The organism is Bacteroidota bacterium, assembly GCA_016721765.1.
Classification (GTDB): domain Bacteria; phylum Bacteroidota; class Bacteroidia; order UBA4408; family UBA4408; genus UBA4408.
Genome location: JADKHO010000004.1, coordinates 481,885 through 496,817 on the forward strand (window position 1 = coordinate 481,885; position 14,933 = coordinate 496,817).

12 protein-coding genes are annotated in these 14,933 nt (G+C 36.6%); 9 read left to right on the forward strand and 3 right to left on the reverse strand.

The features are described from left to right. Nucleotides 1-150: 150 nt before the first annotated feature. From IPP32_16180 to IPP32_16200, 5 genes are all read left to right on the forward strand, one after another. Nucleotides 151-459: a DUF3817 domain-containing protein gene (locus IPP32_16180; GenBank protein MBL0049624.1), complete on the forward strand. Its 309-nt coding sequence runs from the start codon at nt 151-153 to the stop codon at nt 457-459. 83 nt (nt 460-542) lie between these two features. Next, nucleotides 543-2,897 carry a UvrD-helicase domain-containing protein gene (locus tag IPP32_16185; GenBank protein MBL0049625.1) on the forward strand — a complete coding sequence of 785 codons (2,355 nt, stop codon included), beginning with the start codon at nt 543-545 and terminating at the stop codon, nt 2,895-2,897. A gap of 149 nt (nt 2,898-3,046) precedes the next feature. After that, the gene (locus IPP32_16190; GenBank protein MBL0049626.1) at nt 3,047-3,493 is read left to right on the forward strand and encodes a hypothetical protein; all 447 of its coding nucleotides are present in this window, start codon (nt 3,047-3,049) and stop codon (nt 3,491-3,493) included. A 173-nt stretch (nt 3,494-3,666) separates the two neighbouring features. Beyond that, a complete protein-coding gene (locus IPP32_16195) occupies nt 3,667-4,035 on the forward strand; it encodes a hypothetical protein (GenBank protein ID MBL0049627.1) in 369 nt (122 codons plus the stop codon). 97 nt (nt 4,036-4,132) lie between these two features. Further along, nucleotides 4,133-4,366, forward strand: a complete 234-nt coding sequence (locus IPP32_16200; protein ID MBL0049628.1) for a DUF1456 family protein — start codon at nt 4,133-4,135, stop codon at nt 4,364-4,366. 13 nt (nt 4,367-4,379) lie between these two features. Here the strand turns inward: IPP32_16200 and IPP32_16205 are convergent, their stop codons facing one another. Further along, nucleotides 4,380-5,132, reverse strand: coding sequence for an ATP-binding cassette domain-containing protein (locus IPP32_16205; protein MBL0049629.1), 753 nt, complete (start codon nt 5,130-5,132; stop codon nt 4,380-4,382). Further along, nucleotides 5,129-5,869 (reverse strand): ABC transporter permease, encoded by a 741-nt coding sequence (locus tag IPP32_16210; GenBank protein MBL0049630.1) that lies wholly within the window; start codon nt 5,867-5,869, stop codon nt 5,129-5,131. The genes IPP32_16205 and IPP32_16210 overlap by 4 nt, the downstream gene beginning before the upstream one ends. A gap of 762 nt (nt 5,870-6,631) precedes the next feature. Here IPP32_16210 and IPP32_16215 point away from each other — a divergent pair. After that, complete coding sequence (locus tag IPP32_16215) at nt 6,632-8,374, forward strand: T9SS type A sorting domain-containing protein (protein ID MBL0049631.1); 1,743 nt, start codon at nt 6,632-6,634, stop codon at nt 8,372-8,374. Between the two features lie 4 nt (nt 8,375-8,378). Further along, entirely contained in the window at nt 8,379-9,821 is a 1,443-nt protein-coding gene (locus tag IPP32_16220) for a T9SS type A sorting domain-containing protein (GenBank protein MBL0049632.1), read from the forward strand. Between the two features lie 310 nt (nt 9,822-10,131). Here IPP32_16220 and lpdA read toward each other — a convergent pair whose 3' ends face one another. Continuing rightward, nucleotides 10,132-11,520 (reverse strand): dihydrolipoyl dehydrogenase, encoded by a 1,389-nt coding sequence (gene lpdA, locus IPP32_16225; GenBank protein ID MBL0049633.1) that lies wholly within the window; start codon nt 11,518-11,520, stop codon nt 10,132-10,134. A 286-nt stretch (nt 11,521-11,806) separates the two neighbouring features. On the opposite strand from lpdA, the gene IPP32_16230 reads away from it, so the two are divergent. Together IPP32_16230 and IPP32_16235 are read left to right on the forward strand one after the other, a co-directional pair. Continuing rightward, nucleotides 11,807-13,555, forward strand: coding sequence for a M61 family metallopeptidase (locus IPP32_16230; GenBank protein ID MBL0049634.1), 1,749 nt, complete (start codon nt 11,807-11,809; stop codon nt 13,553-13,555). Between the two features lie 138 nt (nt 13,556-13,693). Beyond that, a complete protein-coding gene (locus tag IPP32_16235; protein MBL0049635.1) occupies nt 13,694-14,917 on the forward strand; it encodes a hypothetical protein in 1,224 nt (407 codons plus the stop codon). Nucleotides 14,918-14,933 lie beyond the last annotated feature (16 nt).

Consider the following 14,933-nt stretch of genomic DNA (forward strand, 5'->3'; position numbering starts at 1 on the left):
TAAAATAATTTCTTTAAAAAAAACTATTTCTTATTTATTATTAAAGCATCAGAAGCGTAAGGTGCTTTAATATACCGGCTCATCCTAAAATCATTGTTCATTTTCTGCTACTGTGTGAGCTAGTTTGATACTTTTGTGAAAAACAATCCTATGCTCAATTATAATATCGCAACTAATCTCGAAAAATTTCGTCTCATAGCCTTTATTGAAGGTATTTCTTATCTGCTTTTACTGGGTATAGCCATGCCGTTAAAATACCTATCCGGCAATTTAGTGGTGATGAAATACATGGGCTGGGCGCATGGAATTTTATTCATTTTGTATTGCTTGCTCCTCTTAAAAGTGTGGACTCAATATAGTTGGAAATTTAAGAAAGTGGTTTTTGCTTTTGTCGCATCGCTTATTCCATTCGGCACTTTTTATTTAGAAGCACAAATTAAAAAAGAAGCAGCAATTTAATTTTCTGCATCCGGTAAAATCTTCTTGTGGTTTAGCATTACTTTCCTTGAATTTATGTTATTTTTGAAATCAAAATTATTTGTGTGGTGGAGAATTATTTAGAACAATTAAATGGGGTGCAACGGGAAGCAGTTGTGCACACCAAAGGGCCATTGATGATTGTTGCCGGAGCAGGATCCGGAAAAACCAGAGTACTTACATTTCGTATAGCCCATCTCCTAAAAAGTGGGGTAGATGCCTTTAACATTTTGTCGCTCACCTTTACCAATAAGGCTGCACGTGAAATGAAAGAACGTATCGAAAAAATTGTAGGGGGTAGTGAGGCACGAAACCTTTGGATGGGTACTTTTCACAGTGTTTTTGCAAAAATTCTACGCATCGAAGCAGCTAAAATCGGTTATCCCAGCAATTTTACAATTTACGATACCGACGATACTAAGAGCGTTATTAAAGCCATCCTAAAAGAACAAGGGCTCGATGAAAAAATATACAAGCCGGGAGTAGTATACAACCGCATTTCATCGGCTAAAAATAGCCTCATCAGCTGGCAGGCCTATAAACAAAATGCCGAAATACTGGAAGAAGATCGCATGGCAGCCAAACCCAAGCTGGGCCTAGTGTACGAACTGTATCAAAAGCGATGTTTTAACTCCGGTGCCATGGATTTTGATGATTTGCTCTTCAATACCAACGTGCTCTTGCGAGATTTTCCGGAAGTCTTAAATAAATACCAGCATAAATTTAAATACATCCTCGTGGATGAGTACCAGGATACCAATTTTTCGCAATATGTGATTGTGAAAAAATTGGCAGCTGCTTCCGAAAATATATGCGTGGTGGGCGATGATGCACAATCTATTTACGCTTTCCGAGGAGCAAACATTCAAAACATCTTAAACTTTAAAAAAGACTATCCCGATCTGCAGGTTTATAAACTTGAGCAAAATTACCGTTCTACTCAAGTAATTGTAAATGCGAGCAATAGTGTTATCAGCAATAACAAAGACCAACTTCAAAAAAATGTTTGGACCAGTAATGATGTAGGTGAAAAGATTAAGGTAATTAAAACCTATACCGATAATGAGGAAGGAAATGCTGTAGCACAAAGCATTTTCGAAACCAAAATGAACAACCAAGCGCACAATCATGAATTTGCAATTCTTTATCGCACCAATGCGCAAAGTAGAGCCATGGAGGAAGCCTTAAGAAAAATGGGAATTCCCTATCGTATTTTTGGTGGATTGAGCTTTTATAAACGCAAGGAAGTTAAAGATGTGCTGGCCTACTTCCGTTTAACCATTAATCATAACGATGAAGAAGCCTTAAAACGAATTATCAATTACCCGGCGCGCGGAATAGGAAATTCAACCTTAGAAAAGCTTACGGTTGCCGCATCTGAAAACAATACCAGCATTTGGAAAATAATTGAGGACCCAAATGGTTTCCAACTTGGAATAGCTCCGGCTACTTTTAATAAGTTGAGCGATTTTATGATGATGATTAAGAGTTTTGAAGTGCAATTAAACACTCAAAATGCATACGAATTGGGTAACCACATTGCAACTTCTTCGGGTTTGATGCGTGAATTATATACCGATAAAAGTCCTGAAGGTGTTGCCCGTCATGAAAACATTCAGGAATTATTGAATGGGATGAAAGAATTTACCGACCGTGAATTGGCTGCTGAATTAGTAACAGATGAAAAACCGGATGTGAGCCTTTCTGCATTCATGCAAGATATTGCCTTGCTTACCGATAGCGAAGAGGGTGAAAATGACGATACCAATAAAGTTTCACTCATGACCATCCACAGTGCCAAAGGGCTTGAGTTTCCGTATGTTCATATTGTTGGATTAGAAGAAAACTTATTTCCATCCCAACTTTCATTGAGCTCACGCGACGATTTAGAGGAAGAGCGACGATTGTTTTATGTGGCACTTACTCGCGCCGAAAAAAAAGTTACGCTCTCCTACTCCACCAGTCGCTACCGTTGGGGCAATTTAATTAGTTGTGAACCGAGCCGATTTATTGAGGAAGTGGATAGCAAGTATTTAGATTACAATGAAGCCCCTTCCCGCAATTTTGATACAACTTTTGATTCAGAACGTAATGCATATTCCGGCGGTGGATTTGCCAAAAAATTTCCGGCACGACCAAAAGAAGCTGCCCCAAAAACGCTCGCTGCGCCGAGCATCCCACCTCGTAAAAACTTGGTGCGTATGAATACTTCCCTCGCTAAAACCAATGAAAACAAGGAATTAGTGGGTGATGACACCCGAAACCTACAGCCCGAAATGCTTGTGGAACATGGTCGCTTTGGAAAAGGGGTGGTTAAAAAGATGGAAGGCAGCTTCCCTAATCAAAAGGCTACCATACATTTTGAAGCTGCTGGTGAAAAGCTCTTGATATTAAAGTTTGCAAAACTCAAAATTGTGTAACAATAGATAGTATTATGTAACATTCTTGCTGAATTGAGCGTATATATTCCGATTTTTACATTATTTAAGTGTTTTTCCTATAATTTGTTGCAATTATCTTTTTTTATTCAATTGATATACATATCTTTGACTCCCCTCAATTCCCAAAAATGTTTGATATCTTAAAAAAATTCGAGACTAAATATGCGCCCTTGCAAAAAAAAGGAATGCGCGTGAATGGCTTTACGATTATTGATGTTCGAAAGAAAACCCACGCCATAAAAATTAGTCGACCCTTTATTTTCGACAACCGCCAGGTGCCTAAACGCTATGAAGGTGTGCAAGTAAAGAGTCAGATACAAGGCGATTTACCGGAAGAATTTTCGGTAGATAGAACTAATCCGGATTGGGCAAAACAAAATTATATTTGGGCACCGGAGCGTTTCGAAAAATTTGTGGACCGCTGTGGCGATGAGATTAAAATTAAACTCGAAAATCCTAAAATGACACGCAAAGAAATGTTGGATGCAATTTGTTTTGGTGATTTTGAAGAACACAAAAGCAAAAGTATTCAGCTTATCAAGGAAGGAAAAATTCCAGCCTATAAAAGAAAATAAATTTACAAGCTTCACTACTTGTGTTGCTAGAAATAAAATAAGTTTTAAAAAGGAGCAATTTCAAATTTGCTCCTTTTTTTGTTTCTAACAGATTCAGCATCCTATAAAAAGTGCTTGTTAGTTTTAGGTTTGAATCCTTAAAATTCAGTAGGTTTGAATTATAAAAATAATCTATGCAGGAAAATTCCACAATTAACTTCCGACCAGCCGAAAACATTCATATTGTGCTTTGGCTCTTGAAAGATTTATGCTGGTGTACATTTTCAAAAACGATGGGAATAATTATGGTAGTTCCAACCATCGCTTTAGCCATTTACATCACCTTTTTATTCCGCAAAAACAAAGCGGAAGTTTTGCACAATACAGCTATCATCTTTTGGATCTGTGCCAATTCCACATGGATGATTGGCGAATTTTATTTTGAGGATGGCTTACGAAGTTATGCATTAGCCTTTTTTTGTTTGGGTATTGGGGTTATTGCGTATTACTATGTTTCAGAATTCTTTCTACGAGCTAAAAATCGAATCTCAAATAAGTTATAAAAGCGCTAAGTGTAGTGTAAAATCAATATCTTTCATAATGATAAACAGTTGATGTCACACTTTCATGCTACAAAATCAACAATAAAAAACTACAATGATAAGTAATAACGATATTTTAAAAAAGCTACGGGTAGCCCTTCAATTAAAGGATGATGATATTATTGAAATTTTAAAACATTCCGATTTTAAGCTTTCGAAAACAGAATTGAGCGCCTTTTTTAGGAATGAAGAACACCCGAATTACAAGCCGCTTGGGGATCAGATTTTGAGAAAATTTTTAAATGGTTTAATCATTCACAAGCGCGGGCCAAGGCCTGAGAAGAAGGAATAAGCTTATTTGGGTTTTATAAACCGGCTTTGATGCGCTTCATAAATTTACTTGCATACACAAAGTCATTGAGCTCTTTATTCTCCGTTTTTAATATTTCTTGTTTGTTCCCTTCCCACCATTTTTCGCCTTTGTAGATAAAGGAAATATTGTCACCAATTTCCATTACCGAATTCATGTCGTGGGTAATTACGATGGTAGTGATATCAAACTCATCCGTAATTTCCTTAATTAAATTATCTATTAAAATGGAAGTACGTGGATCTAATCCTGAATTGGGTTCATCACAAAACAGATACTGCGGATTCATAGAAATGGCGCGGGCAATTGCTACTCGTTTTTTCATTCCACCACTAATTTCAGAAGGGAATAATTTATTTGCATTGATAAGGTTTACACGTTGCAAACAAAAATTTGCTCGATCTCTTTTTTCGGATTCACTCATATCTGTAAACATCGAAAGCGGAAAAATAACATTTTCTTCTACCGTTTGAGAGTCGAATAAAGCCCCACCTTGAAAAAGCATTCCTATTTCCTGACGCACTACTTTTTTTTCACCAAAATTCATGGAAATAAACTCTCTACCATCGTATAGAATTTCGCCCTCATCGGGTTTAAATAAGCCCACCATGCTTTTAATAAGTACGGTTTTTCCGGAGCCACTTTCACCAATAATCAAATTGGTTTTACCCTTCTCAAACTTAATGGAAATATTCTTGAGCACTTTTTTGTGCGAAAATTCTTTGCTGAGATTTTTAACTTCGATCATGCCAGCAACAATTGAGTGATGAGCACATTGAATAATAAAATAATAATGCTGCTATAAACTACCGCTTTGGTGCTGGATCTTCCAACTTCAAGTGCACCGCCATTGGTGTAAAAGCCGTGATAAGCACTTACCGAGGTAATGATAAAAGCAAACACTACCGTTTTTACCAAGGCGTAGGTCACATTAAACGGACGAAAATCATACTGTATGCCATAGATATATTCATAGGATGTAACCGCATGTGTGAAAATTCCGGCTACATATCCGCCGAGGAGCGCTAAAAACATGCTGATAATAATTAAAAAAGGATTAATAAATACAGCTGCCACAATTTTAGGTAAGATTAAATATCCGGAAGGATTAATCCCCATAATTTCGAGTGCATCAATTTGTTCGGTAACCCGCATGGTACCTATCTCAGAAGCAATGTTTGAACCTACCTTACCGGCTAAAATTAAACTTACAATAGTGGGTGAAAACTCGAGCACTATGCTGTCGCGTGAAGCCACCCCAACAGCGTATAATGGAATCCACGGGCTTTCGAAACCAAAGGCCGATTGTATGGTAATTACGGCTCCCATAAACATCGAAATAATAGCAACAATACCCAAGGATCCAATTCCGAGGCTCTCAATTTCTTTTGTTATTTGTTTGCGATATATCGAAAATTTTTCAGGCTTGCTGAACGTCCGAACCATCAGCATATAGTACCTTCCAAGCGAAGTAAGCCAAGTCATATAGTAATTTTGTGGGAGATAAAAGTAAGGATTAATTCCTTAAAAAAATCTGGAATTTTAACCCTTTAAAATGATTTGGGTTTTAATTGATTAATTTAGTGCAATCTTAAAATGAAGCAGCTACACCTTAACTATTTCTTCTTCTTTTGCATGGCTGCAATGCTTATGCTAAGCTCCTGCCGTGCATCCAAAAGCAAAGTGAAACATCACAAAACAACAAAAAACTGCGATTGCCCATCTTTTTCTCACTAGTAACAACACAGCATTCATGCGGAAATTAAGGAGCTTATTTACTTTTATTTTTATTGCCTTCTTTTTGCTACCCGCAGATTTGGACGCGAGTCCCAAACGGAAAAAGAGTAAGCATCATAAAAAAAGTGTGCATCATTATAAAAAGAAAAAAAAGAAAAGAAAACACAGTAAGGCTACAGCTTGCCCATCGTTTCACAAAGGTGGTGGAGGGGTGCGGTGGTAGCTTAAAAAATGACTTTATGCAGTCGGCAACAAATGAATTTTAAAAGTAACCTTAGCGTGTGAATTAATATTTCGATTAAATTTCATTTTTTCTCCACAAAAAGGTATATTCGCTCTACTAAATATTAATTTCAATCCAATGAAAACACAATTCGCTATCCCATTTTTGGAGCATAATCCAAATGTGACTGTTTACCCCCCCCTACAACCATAAGGGTTTCGTGGAATTACATTAATTTTCATGCGCGTTTTAAGCCCAAGTTAGTTTACCCTCTTTTTGTATTATTCATGCTGTCTCTTAATAATCTATTCGCATCAATTCCTACTGCACCACCTGCGGGATATTTAAGAGGAATGTATGTGAGTTGTGGAAATGAACTAATAATTGAACTACATGCGAATGCTGATAGTTATGATTCATTAGACCCAAAACTAACTCCCAAACTTTCTAAACTAATAAAATACTGTAACGAAAATTTTATTAATTACATCGCAGTATATTCATTGGGTAAAAGTGTTAATTCATCGGGTGATCCAATTGTTGGCAATATGACCTATTTTAGTGCAACCAAACGCTTTTTGCAAGTGATGCATGACAATGGAATTGATGTGGGTATTGTGATTACCAACAAGGAATTTTTAGAAACTCATAACACTTATGGAACTTTTATTACTTCTCCCTTTTTTATGGAAAGCCCAACTTTGCCGTGGGATACCACCTGCTCTATACTTGCAAAAAACAACCCTGCGAATAGTATATACACAGCAACTTCTCCCCCCGACAGTTTAATAAATCCAACACTTAGTTGTGAAGATTATGGCTGTTATAGCACTTTTGAATTATCGGAAATGCTTAAACAAACTATGCGTGTGTTGCAATACAGCTATTGGGTGCGCGATAGCACCATTGCCAATGGCTGTGTGGGGTGCACTTGGCGAAGTAGCAATACAAGTACAGTACCCGACTTATCAAAATATTTATTTGATTATATGAGCTTGGAGTTTGAATATTGGGATTCAACTACTTTTTCTTTATCCAGCCCTCCTCCGGGAATGTCTAAAAGAAAAGCATCATGGAATAATTTCTTTCAAGTTTCTCAAGCCATGCTTTTTGTATATAGTCAAATGTGTAATCAGGTTAAAATGGAGTTGGAGTTTAGGTTGGATCCTGCAACTGGGATTGTTTTTGGAGATCCATTGCCAAGTGGACCAGGTGACTTAAGTGCTTTGCAAATGCTTTCTGCAACTCAACAATCTGAATGGATTTCAAGAGCTTTTAATCGGGTACTTGCGAGTGATTATAGGCGAGGCAATCCAGCTAATATTGTTTACCCTAAAATGGTTAATAAAACTGGTAATATTCATACCCATCTTTCAGAATTCCCAAATGATATTAATGCAGATAGTGAGCATCACATAATGCCCCTTTTTTCGGCTGCACAAAAAGGTGAGTTTAAGCAATGCTTTGATGTGGTAAAACTCGATTTAGATTCACCACCGGACACCTTAAAATGGAGTGAGAATTTTTTCGGAAGTGCTTTGCAAAACGATACACTTATGTATGATTTTGAAGCACTTTATATTACTCAACTTGGACAAGCGATTACAGCCGATGAAGAGTTTGACAATAATCAGGAGTATGGGGCACTTGGAACATATGACACAATTAAGTTTTTAAACCAGAGCATTACAGGATTTATGTGGTTTAATTACAGCACCTTAAGCGACACCTTCCGCATCCCTTCGCAATATCATCGTCAACAAAATTCAGGCATTGCCGATGACAATTCGATTTATCTTTATTTTGATAATACTAGTTCCAAATTATCTGTCCATTTTTCAGCGGATGCTGAAATTAATAATGCAAGTGTTCAAGTATTTGATATTGAAGGCAAATTGGTCTTGAATTCCGATGTATCTAAATCAAAAAGATATTTTTATTTGGGTGAATTGTTAACAGGATTTTACCTCTGCCGCATGCAGAATTGCGGCAAAGTTACAAGCAAAAAAATAATTATTTTAAACAACTAGCTAAATGAAAAAAGCAATTTTTATCTTAATTGCTTTTGCCTCATTTTGCGCAAAAGCACAAATTACATTCGAAAAAAGCATTCATTATTCCAACATAGAAGAAATAGCATTAAGTGCCACCGAAGATGGGCAAGGAGGGTATATAGTTGCAATTGGTAAAAAGAGGGGATCTTCTAGCCAAAATTATTCCTTTGGATTAATACATCTTAATGGATATGGCGATACATTATGGTATAAATCATTTCAAGTAAACTATCATCCGGAAATTAAACTGGTAAGAAAATCAATTGATAGTTATTATGTTATGGGTATAAATGATGATACAGCTCAAAATAATGCATCCATGTATTGGATTAATAAATTTGATACAATGGGCAATCTAATTTGGGAAAATTACTACTCGAATAATCTTTTACCAGGCACTGAGGATAGAAACGGAATGTCTATTAATATAGATGGTAGCATTTTTTTAGTTAATAACGAAGCTAGTTTTTTGGCGGTGGATAGTTCAGGAGCGCTAATGAATGTATTCCATGCATCCAATTATTATCCTTCATTTATAGAATTTGAAACTGAAAAGCTTTTCAAAAAAAATGGTGTATATCATATTCTATCGGCTTATTCAGCCAATTTTCCTTTTAATGCTCAGTTTCGAGTTTTGAAAATTAATTCGAACGCGGACACTCTTTCATCATACAAATTTAACGTAGACTCAGCTAGAGGAAGGCCTAGGATTATGAAAGGGCTAGGAAATGATTTGATTATACTAGGTTATAGTAATACAGGAATCCGAAATTTTTTTTTATCTAAAATTGACTCTATTGGAAGTATAATTTGGAATAAAAAAATAAATGGGTTAAGCTATTTTTATAGCTACATTAATTCTTATGCTGAACTTAAAAATGGCAATGTAGTTATTTGTGGTTTTCCGAAAATAACCGGTAGTCTCACTACCCCACCCGAAGGTAAAGCCTTTTTATATTGCTTTAACGATAATGGAGATAGCCTTTGGTACAAAGAGTTTAGAGCTGACACTTTACACAAAACTGAATTTTATGATATTATTGCAACTGCCGATAGTGGCATATTGGCTTGCGGGCAAATATTAATGCCGGATAATTCACGCAGAAGTTATATTGTAAAGCTTGATTCGGATGGTTACTTGTATAATCCTTTAAGCATCGTCGAAAAGAAAAAGGAAACCTACTTACATATATATCCCAATCCTGCAGATGCTTACACCAGTTTTCATTATATGGGTTTGAAGAAAAATGTACACTTAACTGTTTACAATGTTGAAGGAAAATTGATGGATTCCTTTCAACTTAATGGAAATGATGCAAGGCTTACTATTTCTACAACGAGGTATCCGCCTGGAGTGTACTCTTGTAATTTAAGTGCAGATGAAACAATTTTGGTGAGTAAAAAACTAAGTGTGATCAGGTAATTTTAATACCATTTGGGCTTAAATTATAAGACGTGAAAAATAAATTATTTGGTTGAAACCTATGTGAACTATGTGCCTAATGTGTTTAAAAAATTACATTTTGAAGCGTATTTTGAATTATAGAACGCTGATCTTCTAGGATTATTATGATTTATTGAGATGGGATTTAATGAAAATGAATGTAATGACTCTAATAATTGCGAATCCCAACTTTTAACCAAAGCATTATCACTTTAGATAAAGCAAAAAATAAAGGGCTGCTGTGGCAACACAGCAACCCTTTTTTGATTCACTATTAATTAATAAACGACTATATGTGAATCACCTCACCATATGCAGCGGCAGCAGCCTCCATAACTGCTTCGCTCATGGTAGGATGTGGATGAACCGATTTTATGAGTTCGTGCCCGGTGGTTTCTAATTTCCGCGCGGTCACAATTTCAGCAATCAGTTCAGTAACGTTGTATCCAATCATGTGGGCTCCTAAAAGTTCCCCGTATTTAGCATCAAAAATTAATTTCACAAAACCATCCTTCGCTCCGGCAGCACTTGCTTTTCCGGATGCTGAAAATGGAAACTTACCCACTTTAATTTCATATCCGGCCTCTTTTGCTTTCGCTTCAGTATACCCAACTGAGGCAACTTCCGGCGAGCAATAAGTACATCCGGGAATATTGTTATAATCCAGTGGTTCCGGACTGTGACCTGCCATTTTTTCGACACAAATAATTCCTTCGGCACTTGCAACATGCGCTAATGCTTGTCCGCCCACACAATCGCCAATAGCATGCACACCGGGAATATTGGTTTGATAGTAAGCATTGGTTAAAATCTTTCCTTTATCCACCGCTACGCCAACTTCTTCTAGTCCAACATTTTCGAGATTTGCTTGAATTCCAACAGCTGAAAGTACAATATCACAATTTACCTTTTCTTCGCCCTTCTTCGTTTTAATGGTCACCACACAGCCATTACCTGATGTATCTACCGATTCAACGCTAGAATCAACCATTACATCAATGCCCATTTTCTTAAAAGAACGGCCCAATTGTTTCGAAACTTCCTCGTCTTCTAAGGGAACAATATTGGGAAGAAATTCAACTAAGGTTACTTTACATCCCATGGTGGAATAAAAATAAGCAAATTCGGAACCGATAGCTCCAGATCCTACAACTACCATTGATTTAGGCAATGAAGGCAAAGTCATGGCTTCGCGGTAACCTATGATTTTTTTACCATCCTGCGTTAAATTTGGCAATTGACGGGAACGTGCACCTAAAGCTAAAATGATATTTGAAGCATCATAAGTAGTAAGTTTTCCTTCTTTATCTTTCACTTCTACTTTTTTACCGGCTTTTAATTTCCCGAAACCTTGGATAACATCAATTTTATTTTTCTTCATTAAAAATTGAATCCCTTTGCTCATGCCATCTGCCACATCGCGGCTTCGCTTTACAACGGCTCCAAAATCAGCTTCACCCCCATTCACTTTAATACCGTAATCGGCCGCGTGATTGAGGTATTCGAAAACTTGTGCGCTCTTTAATAAAGCCTTAGTTGGGATACATCCCCAGTTTAAACAAATTCCACCCAATTCGTCGCGTTCCACAATCGCAGTTTTTAAACCCAACTGAGATGCTCTAATGGCAGCAACATATCCGCCTGGCCCACTTCCGATTACAATCAAATCATACATCATACACTAAAAATTGCTTGAGATTTATTTTATAAAAATCACGTTTAAACGGACTGCGAAAATAGTAAAAATTAAAGCCGTCAATCGGAATAAATAGAAAAAAAAGATAAAGCAACTGAAATGAAGCTTCAATTGATTTATTTCAAATAACTTAGAATTTTAGGTCATTTTTGTTCAAAACATTGGAAAAAAGTATAAAATGCAATTGCTTTTAGGAATTCTTTGTTAAATTTGGCTTTTTAATCGATAAAATTTGGATTTTATTTATCTTTTCTAGCCGGAAAAAACAATGCACTACCTCATTTATTTCGAGAACTCCAATCACCACTATGTAAACATTGATTTTACTATAGATAGTATATCCGGTGAAAGTATTGTAGTGCATTTACCGGCATGGCGCCCGGGCAGGTATGAACTGGGAAATTTTGCCAAAAACATTCAGAAATGGGCTGCCTACGATGAAAAAGGCCAACCTTTAATTCATCAAAAGCTTACAAAAGACAGTTGGAAGGTACACTGTAAAGGTGCTAAAAATGTACAAATAAAATACAATTATTACGCAGCCGAATTAAATGCCGGATCAACCTATTTAGATGAGCATCAACTTTATATAAATCCGGTTAATTGCTTACTCTATGTGAAAGAACGCATGGAAGAAGCTTGCACGGTGGAACTTAAACTCCCTGAAAACTATCGCGTTGCAACGGGAATGAAGAAAGACGATAAAAACCCGCGTCAAGTAATTTTGACTGCTTCCGATTTTCATGAACTTGCTGATAGTCCGCTGATAGCTAGCGATACTTTGCAACACAATCAGTTTGTGTTAGACGGTATTGAATTTAATATTTGGATTCAAGGTGAATGTAAACCCAATTGGCCAAAAATTATTTGTGATTTCTTTATCTTCATTAATGAACATTTTGTGATGATGAAGGAATTTCCGGTACAGGAATATCATTTCCTTTTTCAACTTACCCCTTATGCGTATCATCATGGGGTTGAACACCTTACCTCCACTGCAATTGTTCTTGGTCCTTCCAACGAATTTGTGAATAAAGATTGGTACGACGAGTTTTTAGGCATCAGTTCACATGAGTTGTTTCATACTTGGAACATCAAATCGATTCGACCGATAGAAATGATGCCCTATGATTATTCGCGCGAAAACTATAGCAGATTAGGCTTTGTGGCTGAAGGAGTTACGACCTATTATGGAGACTTTTTATTGTACCGTTCGGGAGTATTTTCGGATAGTGATTACTTTAAAACCTTTGATGAGCAGTTGCAAAAGCATTTCGACAATTTTGGGCGCTTTAATTTATCGGTTGCCGATTCGTCTTTTGATACCTGGTTAGATGGATATAACCCCGGTGTTCCTAATCGCAAAGTTTCTATTTATACTGAAGGCTGTTTAATAGCATTCATGACCGATATTTTGATACGCAGACAAACTGAAAACAAAAAATCTTTGGATGATGTAATGCGCACGCTGTATACCGATTTTGGAAAGAAAAAAATTGGCTATTCTGAGAATGACTACATGGCGGTAATAGAAGGCATTACTGGCAATAGTTGGAAGGATTTCTTTGCTGCTTTTGTTTATGGAACTCAATCTTTTGAGGCTACGATTCGCGAATCTCTTGATTATTTGGGATTGGTGTTAGAGGTGCAAGCATCCAAAAAATTTCATGAAGCAAAATTAGGTTTCAAAGTGGTGGAAGACGGCATTTTGAGCCGAGTTTCTTCTATTTTCCCAAATTCGATTGCTGATAAGGCGGGTGTTTCTTTAAACGAAAAAATTGTGGCTATTAACGGTATTGAAATTTTTGATAATTTGGATACTTGGGCCAATTTTTATGCACAGGAACACATTAAACTCACGGTTATTGAAAATAAAAAGTTTAAAGAGATAAATCTAAAGCCCGGAAAAGACATTTACTACCAGAAATACTCCATTAAAAAACTAAACAATTTAAGCCCTGAGCAAAGAGACAATTTTATTGCTTGGGCCGGAAGAAACCATCCTCTAAATTCCTGATTTTTGAATTCCTGATTCTCATCAGTTTTCACAAAAAATTAACCATATACCCACTTTTAGGTATTGCCATAACATAAAAACGATTTACATTTGTGTCGTTATTTATATTTAGTCTAAATAAAAATAGAACCTAATCAAATGAAAAAAATCGCACAAAAATTAACCGTAATACTTTGTTTTACATATAGCTTACAAGTATCGGCTCAGGTATTAACAAAAGAGGATTCCTTAAATGCAGGATTGGTTGCCAAGAATTTAACCACCGTAATCGGGGGTTATGGAGAAGCCGCCTACCGAAATGATATTGATGGAAAAACGGCATCGATAAACTTAACACGAAATGTTATTTTTATTGGACATAAGTTTAACAATCGGATTTCGCTTTTTACAGAAACGGAGATTGAAGATGCAAAAGTTGAAGGTGGTGCGCCAGGAGGTGAAATTGCATTAGAGCAGGTTTTTGTGAAGTTTAATTTAAATCGCAACAATTATTTATCCGCTGGTTTAATTATTCCAAGAATAGGAATCATAAATGAAAATCATTTACCTACCACATTTAATACTGTAGTTCGTCCGCGCTTGGAGCGAAAACTAATTCCCTCAACGTGGAGAGAATTGGGTGTTGGGGTGTATGGAACGATTCCAAAAGTAAGCGGACTAAATTATTCGGCAGCTATCATGAATGGATTAAATTCTGAAGGTTTTGAAGGTGGCAGAGGAATTAGAGGCGGTAGATTTGAAGGTAGTGGTGCTACTTCAAGGAATCTTGCCGTGACAGCAGCTTTACTTTATTATGTGGGTGATTTTAGAATTCAAGTTTCGGGCTATTATGGAGGATCTGTGGGCCTTAGCGAGCGCGATGCAGATAGCTTGCGTTTAAATTCAGGAACCTTTGGTACACCGGTTTCATTAGAAGAAGCAAATATACAATACAGAAAATCGGGATTCTATGCTTTAGCCTTGTTTGCAGCAATTCAAATTCCTGATGCGGAAGCTTTAAATGTGGCCTATGCAAAAAATGTAGCCTCTTCGATGATGGGCTACTATGCAGAAGCTGGATATAACCTTTTGGAGACAACAAAATATAAAGAGAAAAAACTTAACCTGTTTGCCCGTTACGAAAGCATTGATTTGAATACAAGTATTCCTGAAAACGGTATAAAAAATGACCAATACAAAGAGAGTTATTTGTTTGCAGGACTCTCCTTTCTTCCAATACCCGGTGTAATTGTAAAGGCTGATTTTGAATACCAAAGCACCGGTACACCCAACCCAGCATTAACAATTAATCCAAGTCCGGTTGCACCACCTTACTTAAAGAATAGAAGTTTTTTTAATTTAGGCATCGGATATAGTTTTTAACCTATCTCTGTCACCC